Raw genomic sequence first — 15,342 nt, 5'->3', positions numbered from 1 at the left:
CCATGAGTGCAACCCAGGCAGCGCCGGCTCGAGACCGGCTGCGTATCGCCATCCAGAAGAGTGGCCGGCTGGCCGAGCCCGCCCGCAACCTGCTCAGCGCCTGTGGCCTGAGCTGGCGCGAAAGCCGCGACAAGCTGTTCTGCTATGGCGAGTCGCTGCCGGTGGATCTGTTGCTGGTACGCGACGACGATATCCCCGGGCTGATTGCCGACGGCGTCTGCGACCTCGGCATCGTTGGCCGCAACGAATTGGACGAGCAGGCCGCCGCACGCCGCCAGACTGGCCTGCCGGATGCTTACCAGGCGCTGCGCGGGATGGGCTTCGGCCAGTGCCGGCTGATGCTGGCGGTGCCCGAGGAATGGCAGTGGCAGGGGCCGGCGCAGCTGGCCGGCACCCGCATTGCCACCAGCTACCCGGCCATCCTCAAGCAGTGGCTGGCCGAACAGGGCGTGGACGCACAGGTGGTGGAGCTGTCCGGTTCGGTGGAGATCGCTCCGAGGCTGGGCACCGCCGACCTGATCTGCGATCTGGTGTCCAGCGGCGCCACGCTGCGCGCCAACCAGTTGACTCCGGTGCACAACCTGCTTGAGAGCGAGGCGGTGCTGGCCGGTGCGGTACGCGTGCCGGACGATGCGCGTGCGTCGCTGCGCGCGATGCTGTTGCGCCGCCTCGACGGTGTGGTGCAGCGCCAGGACCGCAAGCTGCTGATGTTCCGCGCCAGCGAGGACCGCGTGGATGCGTTGGCGCAGCTGCTGGCCGATGCCGAACCGCTGGTGCGGCTGCCGGCCGATGGCGGCGCGTTGCGCCTGCAGACCATGTGCCCCGGCCCGCTGAGCTGGCAGCGCATGGAAGAACTCGAGCGCGCCGGTGCGCAGGGCCTGATGGTATTAAGCGTGGAGCGGTCGCTGGCATGAATCGTCTGATCTGGTCGCAACTTGATGACGCCGCGCGCACCGAGGCCTTGACCCGCCCGGTGCAGACCGTGGCCCAGCAGACCCGCGATGCGGTGGCGGGGCTGATCGCGCAGGTGCGCGCGCAGGGTGACGAGGCGCTGCGTGCGATTACCGCGCGCTTCGATGGCGTGGAGCTCGCATCTTTCGAAGTGTCGGACGCCGAATTCGTGGCCGCCGAAGCGGCGGTACCCACCGAACTGCGCCAGGCGATGGTCGAAGCTGCCGATCGCATCACGCGCTTCCACAAGGCCGGCATGGGCCAGGGCTACGCGGTGGAAACGGCGCCGGGTGTGGTCTGCGAACGCATGCTGCGGCCGATCGGCCGGGTCGGCCTGTACGTGCCGGCGGGCAGCGCGCCGCTGCCGTCCACGGCGCTGATGCTGGGCGTGCCGGCGCAGCTGGCCGGCTGCCCGCAGGTGGTGCTGTGCACGCCGCCGCGTGCCGATGGCACGGCCGATCCGGCGGTACTGGTGGCCGCGCGGCTGACCGGTGTGCAGCGGGTGTTCAAGCTCGGCGGTGCGCAGGCCATTGCCGCGATGGCCTATGGCACCGACAGCATTCCCGCCTGCGACAAGCTGTTCGGGCCGGGCAACAGCTTCGTCACCGAAGCCAAGCAGCAGGTCGCGCAGGACGGCGCCGCCGCCATCGATATGCCGGCCGGTCCCTCCGAAGTGCTGGTGATTGCCGATGCCGGCGCGAATCCGGCGTTCGTTGCGGCCGACCTGCTGTCGCAGGCCGAGCACGGCCCGGATTCGCAGGTGCTGCTGTTGACCGACGATGCCGCGATGCTGGCGGCGGTCGAGGCGGAAGTAGAGCGCCAGGTCGCGCTGCTGCCGCGTCAGCAGATCGCGCGCCAGGCATTGTCGGCGTCTCGGTTGATCCAGGTGGAGACACTGGGTGAAGCCTTCGCCATCAGCAACCGCTATGCACCTGAGCACCTGATCCTGGCACTGCGCGAGCCGCGCGACTGGTTGCCGCAGGTGCAGGCTGCGGGCTCGGTGTTCCTCGGCGATTACACGCCTGAAGCACTTGGCGACTATTGCAGCGGCACCAACCACGTGCTGCCCACCGCCGGCGCCGCGCGTGCCTACAGCGGTGTCAGCGTCGCCAGCTTCCAGAACCTGATCAGCGTGCAGAGCGCCAGTGCTGCCGGGCTGACCGCGATCGGCGGCTGCGCGCGCATCATCGCCCGCGCCGAGGGCCTGGATGCGCACGAGCGTGCGGTGGCACTGCGCATGGAGGTGGCCGCATGAGCGCTGCCATTGATGATGTGCTGGCATTGGTACGCCCCGATCTGCAGGCCTTCGCCGGCTACAGTTCGGCGCGCAGTGCGGCGGTGCAGGGTGAGGTCTGGTTGAACGCCAACGAATCGGCCTGGGCCAATCCCGCTGATGCCGCAGGCAGCAGCCGGCGCTATCCGGAGCCGCAACCGCTCGCGCTGCGCGAAGGACTGGCGGCGCTGTACGGCGTGACGCCACAGCAGCTGCTGATCGGTCGCGGTAGCGACGAAGCCATTGACCTGCTGGTACGCGCGCTGTGCGTGCCGGGTCGTGATGGCGTGCTGGTCACGCCGCCGGTGTTCGGCATGTACGCGGTCTGCGCACGCCTGCAGGGGGCCGCATTGATTGAAGTGCCGCTGGTGGACAGCGAGGACGGCCTGCGCGCCGATCTGGATGCGGTGATCGACACCGCCAAGGCACGCCAGGCCCCGCTGGTGTTCCTGTGCGCACCGTCCAACCCGGGCGGAAGCGATATCAGCCTGGACGAGATCGGGCGTGTGGCCACCGCGTTGCGCGGGCAGGCACTGGTGGTGGTGGACGAGGCCTACGTCGAGTACGCGCAGCGTGCTTCGGCGACCACGCTGCTGGCCGCGCACGCCAATCTGGCGGTGCTGCGCACGCTGTCGAAGGCGCACGCGCTGGCGGCCGCCCGTATCGGAACCCTGATTGCAGCCCCCGAGCTGATTGCCGTGCTGCGCCGCTGCCAGGCACCCTATCCAGTGCCGACCCCGTGCGCCGAACTGGCTGTGCAGGCACTGCAACCGGCCGCGCTGGCACGCACTGCCGAGCGCGTGGCCACGGTCATCGCCGAGCGCGAACGCCTGTTCGCGGCGCTGCCGGGCCTGCCCGGTGTTCGTCGCGTGTACCGCTCGTCCGGCAACTACCTGCTGGTCCGCTTCGCCGATGCCCAGGTCGCGTTCGATGCGCTGCTGGCTGCAGGCGTGGTGGTGCGCGACCAGCGCGCCGCACCGCAGCTGGGTGATGCACTGCGCATCAGTATCGGCAGCCCCGAAGAGAATGACCGCGTACTCGCGGCCCTGTCGGCGCGGAGGGCCGCAGCATGACCCCGATCCTGTTCATCGACCGCGACGGCACCCTCATCGAGGAGCCGTCCGATTTCCAGATCGACGCCTACGAGAAGTTGCGCTTCGTCCCGCAGGTGATCCCGGCGCTGCTGAAGCTGCGTGATGCCGGCTACCAGTTCGTGATCGTCACCAACCAGGATGGCCTGGGCAGCGACAGTTACCCGCGTGCCAGCTTCGATGGCCCCAACGAGCTGATGCTGCAGATCTTCGAGAGCCAGGGCATCACTTTCCGTGACGTACTGATCGATTGCAGCTGGCCGCAGGACAACGCGCCGACCCGCAAGCCGGGCATCGGCCTGATGACCGCCTACCTGCAGGACCGCAGCATCGACTGGGCGCGTTCGGGCATGGTGGGGGACCGCATCACCGACCTGCAGTTCGCCGACAACCTCAACATCCGAGGTTTCCAGCTGCGCACCGAGCAGTTTGGTGGCGAGTGGGACTGGCCGGGCATCGCCCACGCGCTGGCCGATGCGCCGCGCACCGCCGTGGTCCAGCGCAATACGAAAGAGACGAAGATCCGCGTCGAACTGGACCTGGATCGCGCAGGCGATGCGCGCATCTCCACCGGCCTGCCATTCTTCGACCACATGCTGGAGCAGATCGGCAAGCACGGCGGCTTCGCCCTGGACATCCAGACAGAGGGTGACCTGCACATCGACGAGCACCACACCATCGAGGATACCGGCCTGGCGCTGGGTCAGGCGCTGCGCGAGGCGCTGGGAGACAAGCGCGGCATTGGTCGCTATGGCTTCACCCTGCCGATGGATGAAACCCTGGCCAGCGCTGCGCTGGATTTCAGTGGTCGGCCGTACTTCGTGTTCGAAGGTGAATTCAAGCGCGAACGGGTGGGCGACATGCCAACCGAGCTGGTGCCGCACTTCTTCCGTTCGCTGTGCGATGCCAGCGGCCTGAACCTGAACCTGCAGGTGCGCGGTGACAACGATCACCACAAGGTGGAGGCCTGCTTCAAGGCGCTGGCGCGCGCGCTGCGGCCGGCGTTGGCGCGGCAGGGCACGGCGTTGCCGACCACCAAGGGGGCCCTGTGAGCGACGTCGCGCTGATCGATGCCGGCGGTGCCAATCTGGGCTCGGTGCGCTATGCGCTTGAACGACTCGGCGCCAGCGTTCGGCTGGTGCGCGATGCCGATGGCCTGGTCGGTGCGCGGCGGGTGATCCTGCCCGGCGTCGGCGCCGCAGGCCCGGGTATGCAGCGCCTGCACGCGCAGGGCCTGGTGGAACCGCTGCAGCGACTGGAGGTGCCGCTGATGGGTATCTGCCTGGGCATGCAGCTGCTGTTCGAACGCTCCGAGGAAGCGGGCGTGGAGACGCTGGGGCTGATTCCCGGCGTGGTACGCAAACTGGTGCCGGCCTGCGGCATCCGCGTGCCGCACATGGGCTGGAACCGGCTCCTGCCGCTGCGCGAGTCATTGCTGCTGCGCGGCGTGCCGGAGCGCGCCAGTGCCTACTTCGTGCACAGCTATGCGGCCCCCCTGAACAGCCACACCGTGGCCGCCTGCGATCACGGTGGCCTGTTCACTGCCGTGGTGGAGCAGGGCCGCTACTACGGCGCGCAGTTCCATCCCGAGCGTTCCGGCGACACCGGTTCGCTGATGCTGCGAAATTTTCTCGAGGGCACCGTTGCATGAGTTTCATCGTCTACCCCGCATTGGATATCCGCGATGGCCGTGTGGTACGGCTGCGGCAGGGCGACTACGCGCAGGAAACCTCCTATGGCGACGATCCGTTGCCGCGCGCGCAGGCGTTCGCCGCACAGGGTGCGCAGTGGATGCATCTGGTCGACCTGGATGCTGCGCGTGCCGGCGGCTATACGCTGGCGCCGCTGCTGGCGGCGATCCGCGCGAACACGCCGCTGCAGTTGCAGACCGGTGGTGGCGTGCGCGGCCGCGATGATGTGGCGCGTATCCTCGATGCCGGCGCACACCGCGTCGTGGTCGGTTCGCTGGCGGTGCGCCGCCCCGACGAAGTCGTCGGCTGGCTGGAGGAATTCGGCGCCGAACGCATCACCCTTGCACTCGATGCACGCCAGGACGCGCAGGGACAATGGCAGCTGCCGGTGCACGGCTGGACCGAGAACGCCGGGGTGACCCTGGATGATCTGGCCCAGCGCTACGCGCGCGCCGGGATGCGTCATCTGTTGTGCACCGACATCGCCCGTGACGGCATGCTGGCCGGGCCCAACATCAGCCTCTACCAGCACCTGTCGGCACTGCTGCCGGGTGTGGCGGTGCAGGCCTCCGGTGGCATCCGTGACGTGGCCGACGTCGCCGAGGCGCGCGCGGCGGGCTGCGGCGGTGCGATCCTCGGCAAGGCGCTGCTGGAGCAGCGCATGGACCTGGGCGAGGCGCTGGCATGTTGAGCCGCCGCATCATTCCCTGCCTGGATGTACGCGATGGCCGCGTGGTCAAGGGCGTGCGCTTCCGGGATCACGTCGACATGGGCGACATCGCCGAACTGGCACAGCGCTACCGCGACCAGGGCGCCGACGAGCTGGTGTTCTATGACATCGGCGCCAGTCCCGAGGCACGTTCGGTGGATGTGGCCTGGATCGAGCGCATCGCGCGGCTGATCGACATTCCGTTCTGCGTGGCCGGTGGCATCGACAGTGTCGAGACCGCGCGTCGCGTGTTGTTTGCCGGTGCCGACAAGGTCTCGATCAATTCACCTGCGTTGGGGCGTCCCGAACTGATCACCGAGCTGGCCGACGAGTTCGGCGTGCAGTGCGTGGTGGTGGGTGTCGATTCGGTGCGCGAGGCCGACGGGCAATGGCGGGTGCGCCGCTTCAGTGGCGATCCGGACAAGACCCAGGCGGTGCCATTGCGCACCCTGGACTGGATCGTCGAGGCACAGCGCCGTGGCGCCGGCGAGATCGTGTTGAACTGCATGGACAGCGACGGCGTGCGCCGCGGCTACGATATCGCGCAGCTGCAGCAGGCGCGGGCACTGTGCCTGGTGCCGCTGATCGCCTCCGGTGGCGCCGGCACGATGGACCACTTTGCTGAAGCGTTCGACCAGGCCGATGTCGATGGCGCACTGGCCGCCAGCGTGTTCCACAGCGGCGCGATTGCCATTGCGGACTTGAAGCGCTACCTGCGCGAGCAGCAGATCGAGGTGCGGGATGTCTATTGAAATCAAGCCGTCATTGGACGCACTGCAGAAACTGGACTGGGGCAAGGGCGAAGGCCTGCTGCCGGCGGTGGTGCAGGACGTCGATACATTGCAGGTGCTGATGCTGGGCTACGTGAGCGCCGAATCGCTGGCGGCGACCCTGGCGATCGGCCACATGACCTTCTTCAGCCGTAACAAGCAGCGGTTGTGGACCAAGGGCGAGCAGTCCGGAAACGTGCTGGAGGTGCAGTCGATCAGTGTCGACTGCGACGCCGATACGCTGCTGGTGATGGCGCGCCCGGCGGGGCCGACCTGCCACACCGGCGCCGATAGCTGTTTCGATGGCGCGCCGAAGGACTTCCTCGGCGGGCTGGGCCAGCTGGTGGCGATGCGCGACGCGCAGCGGCCACCGGGCAGCTACACCACGAGCCTGTTCGAGGGCGGCATCCGCCGCATCGCGCAGAAGGTGGGCGAGGAGGGCGTGGAGACCGCGCTGGCGGCGGTGGCGCAGGATGACGACGCGCTGCTGGGCGAGGCCTCGGACCTGCTGTATCACCTGCTGGTGCTGCTGCGCGCGCGCGGGTTGTCGCTGGATGATGCGCGGGCGATGCTGGAAAGGCGCCATCGTTGAGGAAGGCGTACGGACCAACGGTCCGCACCCACCTTTGCGATGCAGCCGAGCATGGCTCGGCTCTACAATAGGCGGTCTTTCTTTCCCGGACCGCCCCCATGAAACTGCCTGCCGCCTGGCTGTGCTGCCTGTTGCTGACCTCGCCGGCCTGGGCCGCCGATACCCTGGTCAGCGGCAAGGTCTATCTGGAGCGCGACGGCAGGCCGGGGCGGGGCGCGACCGATCCGGGCCTGGCCGGGGTGCAGGTCTCCAACGGCGAGGCCATCGTCAAGACCGCCGCCGACGGCAGCTACAGCCTGCCGGTGCGCGACGGCCAGACCGTGTTCGTGATCAAGCCCGATGCGTATTCGTTCCCGAAGGCGGTCGATGGCCTGCCCTCGTTCTGGCGCCATTACCGCCCGAACGGCTCGCCAGCGCTGAAGTACGGTGGCATCGCCGCCACCGGCGATGTCACCCGCAACTGGGACTTCGCCCTGCAGCCGGACCGCCATGACAGCCGCCGCGGTTTCCAGATGCTGGTGTTCACCGATTCGCAGACCGCCAGCCTGAAGGACATCGGCTACTACCAGCAGTCGATCGTGGCACCGCTGGTCGGCCAGACCAGGGCGCGTCTGGGCACCACGCTGGGCGACATCGTCAACGACGATCTGACCCTGTATCCGGCGATCAACACGGTCACCACCTCCCTGGGCGTGCCGTGGTTCCATGTGCCGGGCAACCACGACCTCGACTTCGATGCGGCCAGCGACGAGCATTCGCTGGACAGCTGGCGCAACATCTATGGCCCGGATACCTACGCAGTGGAAGAGGGCGGTGCCAGCTTCGTGTTCCTTGATGATGTGGTGTATGACCCCAAGGCCAAGCCGAAGTATGTCGGTGGCCTGCGCGAAGATCAGTTCGCGTTCCTCGACAACTACCTGAAGGGCCTGCACAAGGACCGCCTGCTGGTACTGGGCATGCACATCCCGCTGTTCGATGCGGCGCCGGGGCGCGAGACGTTCCGCCATGCCGATCGCCAGCGCCTGTTCGATCTGCTCAAGGACTTCCGCAATGTGCTGGTGCTCAGCGGCCACAGCCACACCCAGCAGCACGTCTACCATGGCAAGGCCGACGGCTGGAAGGGCGACAAGCCGCTGCACGAGTACAACGTCGGTGCCAACTGCGGCGCGTTCTGGTCGGGCGTGAAGAATGCCGCTGGGGTGCCGGACAGCACCATGAGCGATGGCACACCCAAGGGCTACGCGCTGCTGGATGTGGCCGGCAACGGCAGCTACACGCTGCACTACCGGGTGGCGGGCAAGCCGGCCAGCGAACAGATCGGCCTGCATGCACCCAAGGTGCTGCGCCAGGGTGCCTACCCGGCGTGGGGCATCTATGCCAACGTCTACATGGGCGAGAACGCCAGCGTGGTCGAGTACCGCGTCGATGGCGGCGCCTGGCAGCCGATGAAGCAGGTCAGCCAGCCCGATCCGCGCCTGATGGTGGAGAACGTGGCCGATGATCTGGCCAGCACCCTGCGCGGCTACGACCGCTCGCCGGAAGCCACCGCGTCGCCGCACCTGTGGCGTGGCGCGCTGCCGACCGATCTGGCGGTAGGCAGCCACAAGGTTGAAGTACGCTCGACCCAGCCGGACGGCGCAGTGTTCACCGCCACCACCAGCTACAGCCTGCAGACGGCCCAGCCCTGAGCCCGGCACTTCAGGCCCACGGTTCCCATCACGAAAGGACGCAGCATGGATATCCGTTTCATGGCCGGCACCACGCCGGTCACTCTCAGGCGTCACTGGTTCACCGGCGCGATGCTGCTGCAGAGCGCCACCGAGAAGGTCTGGGTGCAGCATCCCTGGCACCCGGGCACGCATTTCTCGTTCTCGCTGGTACAGTCGTGGCTGCGCCACATCGCCGGCCACGAAGTGCTGGTCGAGCGCACCCGGCCGCTGCTGTTCGCCGGCTTCCGCCCGCAACGCCTGCGCGTGCTGGTGGATGGCGTACAGGTGGCCGAACAGGAAGGCATGTAGGCCCACCTGAACCACCGGCGCGCTAGGCAAAGCCGCCCCGATGCCTGAGAATCGGGGCGATTCAATCGATCCAAGCAGGCCAGCGTGACCATCGCAGCAGCGTCTCCGGTTTCTTCCGACTCCGCCCGCGGCGGGCTTCCACGCAGCCTGGTTGTCGCCGATGTCGGCGGCACCTTCGCGCGTCTGGCGCTGGCCGAAGGGCAGCCCGGCCAAGCCCCGCGCCTGGGCGGCTACCGCACCTACGCCTGCGCCGACCATCCCAGCCTGGCCGCGATCCTGGCCGACTTCACCGCCGGCCTCGGCCAGCCGGTGCAGACCGCAGTGGTCGCCATCGCCGGCCTGCTCGATGGCGATGTACTGATCAACGCCAACCTGCCGTGGACGGTGTCGCTGTCGGCCACCCGCGCGCAGTCCGGGCTGCGCGAGCTGCAGCTGATCAATGATTTCGAGGCGGTGGCGCTGGCCATTCCCTACCTGCAGCCTGACACGCTGGTACCGCTGAACGGCGATGCCGATCCGGCGCACGCGTTTCCGGCCCTGGTGCTGGGCGCCGGCACCGGCCTGGGCGCCGCACTGCGCTTTGCCGACGGCGAGCGCCCGGTGCTGGCCAGCGAAATCGGCCATGCCGCGCTCGGCGCCGGCAATGCGCTGGAACTGCAGGTGCTGGGCAAGCTGCTGCAGCGCTGGGCGCACGTGGACAACGAGCGCGTGCTGTCAGGTAGCGGCCTGATGAACCTGTATCCGTGCCTGTGTGAACTGCGCGGCGTCGCCCCGGTGTGGACCAGTACCGAAGCGCTGATCGGCGCGGCCCGCAGCGGTGAGGATGCGCTGGCGGTCGAGACGCTGCAGGTGTTCTGCGCCTGGCTGGGCAGCCTGGCCGGTGACGCGGCAATCGCCGTCGGCGCGCGCTCGGTGTACCTGGCCGGCGGCATCTCCGCGCATGTGCAGGATTTCCTCGCCGATGGGCGCTTCCGTGAGCGTTTCCTCAACAAGGGCGTGCTGACCGAGGTGCTGCGCCAGGTGCCGGTGTGGCGGGTGGAGCATGGCCAGCTGGGCGTGCTCGGCGCGGCGGTCTGGCATGCCGCGCGGCAACCCACGCACGACTGATCGTTGCGACCGGCATCGGGCCGGCCGCGCATTGCAGACTGGGAGGGGAAGATGGTGGATCGCAGGCAGTTCCTGCAGGCCGGCGCACTGGCCGCAGGCATCGCAGCATTACCGGGCGTGCAGGCGCGCAGCCAGGGCGGGGCGAAGGTCGTGTCAACCTGGGATTTCGGCGTGCCGGCCAACCAGGCGGCGTGGAAGGTGCTGGCCGGCGGCGGCAGCGCGCTGGATGCGGTCGAAGCCGGCGCACGGTGGGCCGAGAGCGAACTGTGCAACCCCACCGTCGGCCATTGCGGCAACCCTGATCGCGACGGCGTGCTGAGCCTGGACGCGAGCATCATGGATGGCGATGGCCGTTGTGGAGCGGTGGCCGCGCTGGTCGACATCCTGCATCCGGTGTCGGTGGCCCGCAAAGTGATGGAGAACAGCCCGCATGTGCTGCTGGTGGGCGAGGGCGCGCAGCAGTTCGCAGTGCAGCAGGGCTTCGAACGCAAGCACCTGCTGACGCCACAGGCAGAGGCCGCATGGCGTGAGTGGCTGAAGACCGAGAAGTACCGGCCGCAGATCAACGCCGAGCGCCGCGGCATCCCCGGCAACAGCGACAACCACGACACCATCGGCATGCTGGCACTGGATGCCCGCGGCAACCTGGCCGGCGCCTGCACCACCAGCGGCATGGCCTGGAAGCTGCACGGCCGGGTCGGCGACAGCCCGATCATCGGTGCCGGCCTGTATGTCGATAACGAGGTGGGTGCGGCGACTGCTTCGGGCGTGGGTGAGGAGATGATCCGCAACGCCGCCTCGTTCCTGGTGGTCGAGCTGATGCGCCAGGGGCGCTCGCCGGCGCAGGCCTGCCGCGAGGCAATCGACCGCGTCGTGCGCAAGCGCCCCGAAGCGAGCAGGATCCTGCAGGTGTGCTTCCTGGCCATGAACAAGCAGGGCGAGGTGGGCGCGTATGCGCTGCATCGCGGCTTCGTCTATGCGGTGTGCGATGCGCAACGCCAGGACGACCTGCGCGATTCGCCGTCGATCTACACGAGCACGCAGGCGTGAGCACGCGGCTCACCCTGGAGATCGCCAGCAACTCGCTGGCCTCGGCGTTGGCTGCGCAGGCCGACGGCGCCGACCGCATCGAGCTGTTCGACAACCTGGCCGAGGGCGGCACTACGCCGTCGTTTGCCAGCATCGCCATCGCCCGCGAACGACTGTCGATTCCGCTGTTCGTGCTGGTGCGCCCGCGCCCGGGCGACTTCCACTACGACGCGCTGGAAACCGAACTGATGCTGCGTGACATCGCGCAGTGCCGTGCGCTCGGTTGCGATGGCGTGGTGATCGGCGCGCTGGATGTGCAGGGCAACATCGACCTCGCGTTGTGCCGTGAACTGGTGCAGGCCGCCGGGCCGCTGCAGGTGACCTTCCATCGCGCCTTCGACGCCGCGCGTGATCTGCCGGTCGCGCTGGAGCAGGTGATCGCACTCGGCTGCCAGCGCGTGCTGACCTCCGGTGGCCAGGTCAGCGCCGAGGCCGGTGCCAACGTGTTGGCCGGCCTGGTTGCCCAGGCGGCAGGGCGCATCTCGGTGATGGCCGGCGCTGGATTGGCTCCGGGCAATATCGCCGCTGTCGCGCGGCAGAGCGGCTGCACCGAGCTGCACGCCTCGGCCAAGGGTCTGCGCCGCTCGGCCATGCAGTTCCAGAATACGGCCCTGCGCGGGCTGGACCCGGACTGGAGCCAGACCGCCACCGCCACCGTGGCCGCACTGCGGCAGGCGCTGGACGATTGACCAATCCGCCGGGCCATGCCCGGCGAACGCGCATCCGGATCCCGGACAAAACCGTTCCGCGCGTGATTGTCGCGTTCGTGTCATGCGTTCCTGCGCCGCTCTCCAGGCGATAGTCCGCAACCTGTTGATTACTCTCGATACCGGCAGCCAATAGCGGCATTCCGTCGCCGCTTGCTGCGTCGCCGCATGCCCGGCATGGTTCAGCTGTGCTTTAGTTTGGATCGATCCACAGGGGAGGGTGCCGGGACGGTGTTGAACCGATCCAGGCGCCCGGATCAGCTGTCGTGCCGCGCCACCACCCGTCTGTGCGTCCACACTTTCCAAGAGCAACCACCCATGGCTCAGTCCGTCCGCAAGCGCCGTCACCTGCTGTCCCAGGCTCTGGTCCTGGCCCTGTTGCCCCTGGCTGCCAGCGCGCAGGAGGCGGCCAGTTCCTCCACAAAGGATCTCGACGCGGTCACCGTGACCGGCTCGCGCATCAAGCGCGCCAGCGTCGAGGGCCCGGCGCCGGTCAATGTGATCACCGCCCAGCAGATCCAGAAGGAAGGCTTCGTCAGCGTGTACGACGCGCTGAAGACCCTCACCGAGGCCACCGGCACCGTCGAGGCGGCTTCGCAGTGGGGCTCGCACACGCCCAACGCCAGTGGCCTGAACCTGCGCGGGATGGGCCCGAACCGTTCGCTGCTGCTGGTCAACGGTCGCCGTGTGGCGGACTACCCGCTGCCTTACGGCGGTGAAACCAACTTCTCCAACTACGGCAACATTCCCGCTGCTGCGGTCGAGCGCATCGAAGTGCTGACCGGCGGCGCCTCGGCCATCTATGGTTCCGACGCGATTGCCGGCGTGGTCAACGTCATCCTGAAAACCAATTACGACGGCGACGAAGTGCGCGTACGCGGAGGCACTTCCACCGAAGGCGGCCGCGATACGTGGGACCTGTCCTGGGCCGGCGGCAAGACCGGCGACCACTGGAGCTTGACCTACGCGCTGCAGTACACCAAGCGCGACCCGCTGTTCGGCCGCGACCGCCCGCAGATGGACGATGCCGACGATGCGCCGTACCCGTCCTGGAACATGGAACAGCGCAAGGTCGGCTTCCGTCCCACCGCGGGCCTGGCGCTGATCGATCCGAGCAACGGCCAGCGCCTGGCGCCACCGGCTGGCACCTGCGAGAAGTTCGACGGCGAGTACTACACCGCCGACCGCCTGGTCTACAACTACGCCGCCAACACCATCAGCAACACCGGCCGCCTGTGCGGCATGAGCGCCGACTACGCCAACTGGCTGCTCACCGGCGGTGCCGAGAACGTGTCCGGCAACCTGTACGCCACCTTCGATTTCAGCAACGACCTGCAGGCCTGGACCAACCTGGCGGTCTACCGCTCCGAAGCGATCTGGGGCACCAACCCGCCCGGCGTGTCGCTGATCGACGATGCCAACGGCTACTACTGGGATGCCAACCGCAACCGCCCGATCCTCGGCGTGCGCCAGTTCACCCCGAACGAGGTGGGTGGCCTGGATACCCTGCGCAACACCAACCGCGAACTCTCCTGGGACTGGAGCGCCGGCCTGCGCGGACGCCTGGCCGAGCGCTTCGACTGGAGCGCGTCGGTGGGGCGCTCGTACTACCGGGTGGAGGAGCGGCAGAACGTGGTGGACGAGCAGAAGTCCTATGATTTCTTCCTCGGCCCGCGCCTGGGCACCACCGCCGATGGCGAGGCGATCTACGCACTGAACGAATCGCGCTGGTGGAACCCGATCACGCCGGACCAGTACTGGCAGATGGGCACGGTGGCCAAGAACCGCGCCGCCTCGTGGGTCAACCAGGCCTCGGCGGACATCACCGGAGAGCTGTTCCAGGGCTGGGCCGGCCCGATCTCGTTCGCAGCGGTGGCTGAAGTCGCACAGCAGGGCTATCACCTCAGCCCCGACCCGCGCGCGGGCATCGACTTCGACCTGCAGAACGTCGATCGCGGTGGCGGCGAGCGCACCCGCTATTCGGCCGGTGTCGAATTCAAGATTCCGCTGCTGGAAAGCGTGACCGCCACTGCGGCCGCGCGTTATGACCGCTATGGCAACTACAAGGCAGACGACAGCAGTGAAGCGCTGAACATCGGCAGCCAGAAGGAAACCACCTGGAACGTCGGCCTGGAGTGGCGGCCGGTCGAAGCGCTGCTGGTGCGGGGTTCGTACGCCACCAGCTTCCACGCACCGGACATGCATTACCTGCTGGGCCAGCCGAGCAGTTCGGAGGTGCTGACCTACGATCGGCTGCGCTGCATCCAGAGTGGCGCCTACCTGGTCAACAACTGCGGTGTGGGCAACACCGATGTCTGGTACGCGTTCGACGTGAACCGTCGTGGCACACCGCTGCTGCGCTCGGAGACCGGCGATTCGTGGACGGTGGGCTTCGTGTGGGACGTGATGCCGAACCTGTCGGTCAGCGCTGATTACTGGGCGATCAAGCTGGAAGACATGATCGTCGATGTGGGGGCCGACGAAGTGCTGGCCAGCGAGGCGGGCTGCCTGACCGGCAAGAACATGGACGGTACGCCGTGGGCCAATCCGGCCGGTGGCGAGTACTGCGCCGGCATCCTGGCCCGTGTGAACCGCGACAGCAACGGGCGCCTGGTGTCGATCGAGCGTGGCCCGTTCAACCTGGCCAGCCGTGAAGTGCGTGGCATCGATCTGACCGCGCGTTATCGGCTGGACACCGCGCAATGGGGCAGCTTCCAGCTGGGCCTGAACTACACCAACCAGATTTCCACCAAGGAGCAGCGTTACGCCGCCGACCCCAACCCGGAACGCCGTGACCGCGACCTGCGCAGCAAGCTGCGTGCGAGCCTGGCCTGGCAGCGGGGCAACTGGAACGCCAATGTCTATGCCGACCGTGTGGGCTCAGTGCCGGGCGTGCGCTACCACTGGGGCACCGACCGCCTCGACAACCCGGGTGGCTGCCTGCCGTTCGCCGATGGCTACGTGCCCAGTGACAGCCCCTCGCTGAACTGCCTGGAGCCGTCGACGCGTCCGGATGGCTCGCCCAATCCGAACCCGAATGCAGGCCAGCGGACCGCGCGCTACTTCGGCCGGGTCGGGCCGTTCATCACCTGGAATTTCAACGTGGGCTACCAGGTGACCGAGCACGCCAAGGTCAACGTGTACGTCAACAACGCGTTCAACTCGGCCAGCTGGAACCACAAAGACCCGTACAAGCTGGACTACGACTTCGCGCCGACCCGCCTGTTGAGCGCGGTGGGCCGCGAGTTCGCGCTGGAGTACGTGTTCACCTTCTGAGGTGGATTGCGGGCGGTACGCCGGGCCTGGCCCGGCGCTACCGGTCGTTCCCGGGGCGGCTGGATTTG

At 68.0% G+C, this 15,342-nt stretch carries 14 protein-coding genes; all 14 read left to right on the top strand.

Going from position 1 to position 15,342, the window contains the following annotated elements:
* Positions 1–2 precede the first annotated feature (2 nt).
* Entirely contained in the window at positions 3–914 is a 912-nt protein-coding gene (hisG, locus tag AC5YGJ_RS05235; RefSeq protein WP_496185969.1) for an ATP phosphoribosyltransferase, read from the top strand.
* Complete coding sequence (hisD, locus tag AC5YGJ_RS05230; RefSeq protein ID WP_309336738.1) at positions 911–2,206, top strand: histidinol dehydrogenase; 1,296 nt, start codon at positions 911–913, stop codon at positions 2,204–2,206. Before hisG ends, hisD begins: the two co-directional genes overlap by 4 nt.
* Entirely contained in the window at positions 2,203–3,297 is a 1,095-nt protein-coding gene (gene hisC, locus AC5YGJ_RS05225) for a histidinol-phosphate transaminase (RefSeq protein ID WP_496185968.1), read from the top strand. Before hisD ends, hisC begins: the two co-directional genes overlap by 4 nt.
* On the top strand, positions 3,294–4,367 hold the full coding sequence (hisB, locus tag AC5YGJ_RS05220; RefSeq protein ID WP_309336742.1) for a bifunctional histidinol-phosphatase/imidazoleglycerol-phosphate dehydratase HisB: 1,074 nt from the start codon (positions 3,294–3,296) through the stop codon (positions 4,365–4,367). Before hisC ends, hisB begins: the two co-directional genes overlap by 4 nt.
* Positions 4,364–4,966 carry an imidazole glycerol phosphate synthase subunit HisH gene (gene hisH / locus AC5YGJ_RS05215; protein ID WP_496185967.1) on the top strand — a complete coding sequence of 201 codons (603 nt, stop codon included), beginning with the start codon at positions 4,364–4,366 and terminating at the stop codon, positions 4,964–4,966. Before hisB ends, hisH begins: the two co-directional genes overlap by 4 nt.
* The gene (hisA, locus tag AC5YGJ_RS05210) at positions 4,963–5,697 is read left to right on the top strand and encodes a 1-(5-phosphoribosyl)-5-[(5-phosphoribosylamino)methylideneamino]imidazole-4-carboxamide isomerase (RefSeq protein ID WP_496185966.1); all 735 of its coding nucleotides are present in this window, start codon (positions 4,963–4,965) and stop codon (positions 5,695–5,697) included. Before hisH ends, hisA begins: the two co-directional genes overlap by 4 nt.
* Positions 5,691–6,467, top strand: a complete 777-nt coding sequence (hisF, locus tag AC5YGJ_RS05205; protein WP_249844173.1) for an imidazole glycerol phosphate synthase subunit HisF — start codon at positions 5,691–5,693, stop codon at positions 6,465–6,467. The genes hisA and hisF overlap by 7 nt, the downstream gene beginning before the upstream one ends.
* A complete protein-coding gene (gene hisIE, locus AC5YGJ_RS05200; RefSeq protein WP_496185965.1) occupies positions 6,457–7,077 on the top strand; it encodes a bifunctional phosphoribosyl-AMP cyclohydrolase/phosphoribosyl-ATP diphosphatase HisIE in 621 nt (206 codons plus the stop codon). The genes hisF and hisIE overlap by 11 nt, the downstream gene beginning before the upstream one ends.
* A gap of 98 nt (positions 7,078–7,175) precedes the next feature.
* Positions 7,176–8,765, top strand: coding sequence for a calcineurin-like phosphoesterase C-terminal domain-containing protein (locus AC5YGJ_RS05195; RefSeq protein WP_496185964.1), 1,590 nt, complete (start codon positions 7,176–7,178; stop codon positions 8,763–8,765).
* 45 nt (positions 8,766–8,810) lie between these two features.
* Positions 8,811–9,095: a hypothetical protein gene (locus AC5YGJ_RS05190; RefSeq protein ID WP_496185963.1), complete on the top strand. Its 285-nt coding sequence runs from the start codon at positions 8,811–8,813 to the stop codon at positions 9,093–9,095.
* Between the two features lie 84 nt (positions 9,096–9,179).
* Positions 9,180–10,202 carry a glucokinase gene (locus AC5YGJ_RS05185; RefSeq protein WP_496185962.1) on the top strand — a complete coding sequence of 341 codons (1,023 nt, stop codon included), beginning with the start codon at positions 9,180–9,182 and terminating at the stop codon, positions 10,200–10,202.
* A 51-nt stretch (positions 10,203–10,253) separates the two neighbouring features.
* Entirely contained in the window at positions 10,254–11,252 is a 999-nt protein-coding gene (locus AC5YGJ_RS05180; RefSeq protein ID WP_496185961.1) for a glycosylasparaginase, read from the top strand.
* A complete protein-coding gene (locus AC5YGJ_RS05175) occupies positions 11,249–11,980 on the top strand; it encodes a copper homeostasis protein CutC (RefSeq protein ID WP_496185960.1) in 732 nt (243 codons plus the stop codon). The genes AC5YGJ_RS05180 and AC5YGJ_RS05175 overlap by 4 nt, the downstream gene beginning before the upstream one ends.
* Before the next feature lie 336 nt (positions 11,981–12,316).
* Positions 12,317–15,274, top strand: coding sequence for a TonB-dependent receptor plug domain-containing protein (locus AC5YGJ_RS05170; RefSeq protein WP_496185959.1), 2,958 nt, complete (start codon positions 12,317–12,319; stop codon positions 15,272–15,274).
* Positions 15,275–15,342: the final 68 nt, after the last annotated feature.

It is taken from the genome of Stenotrophomonas sp. CS3K5, assembly GCF_059515225.1.
This window is presented reverse-complemented; position numbering and strand designations above follow the sequence as displayed.

Coding starts and splice junctions, on each gene's coding strand:
- hisG (WP_496185969.1), top strand. CDS start 3: ATGAGTGCAACCCAGGCAGCGCCGGCTCGAGACCGGCTGCGTATCGCC.
- hisD (WP_309336738.1), top strand. CDS start 911: ATGAATCGTCTGATCTGGTCGCAACTTGATGACGCCGCGCGCACCGAG.
- hisC (WP_496185968.1), top strand. CDS start 2,203: ATGAGCGCTGCCATTGATGATGTGCTGGCATTGGTACGCCCCGATCTG.
- hisB (WP_309336742.1), top strand. CDS start 3,294: ATGACCCCGATCCTGTTCATCGACCGCGACGGCACCCTCATCGAGGAG.
- hisA (WP_496185966.1), top strand. CDS start 4,963: ATGAGTTTCATCGTCTACCCCGCATTGGATATCCGCGATGGCCGTGTG.
- hisF (WP_249844173.1), top strand. CDS start 5,691: ATGTTGAGCCGCCGCATCATTCCCTGCCTGGATGTACGCGATGGCCGC.
- hisIE (WP_496185965.1), top strand. CDS start 6,457: ATGTCTATTGAAATCAAGCCGTCATTGGACGCACTGCAGAAACTGGAC.
- AC5YGJ_RS05195 (WP_496185964.1), top strand. CDS start 7,176: ATGAAACTGCCTGCCGCCTGGCTGTGCTGCCTGTTGCTGACCTCGCCG.
- AC5YGJ_RS05190 (WP_496185963.1), top strand. CDS start 8,811: ATGGATATCCGTTTCATGGCCGGCACCACGCCGGTCACTCTCAGGCGT.
- AC5YGJ_RS05180 (WP_496185961.1), top strand. CDS start 10,254: ATGGTGGATCGCAGGCAGTTCCTGCAGGCCGGCGCACTGGCCGCAGGC.
- AC5YGJ_RS05170 (WP_496185959.1), top strand. CDS start 12,317: ATGGCTCAGTCCGTCCGCAAGCGCCGTCACCTGCTGTCCCAGGCTCTG.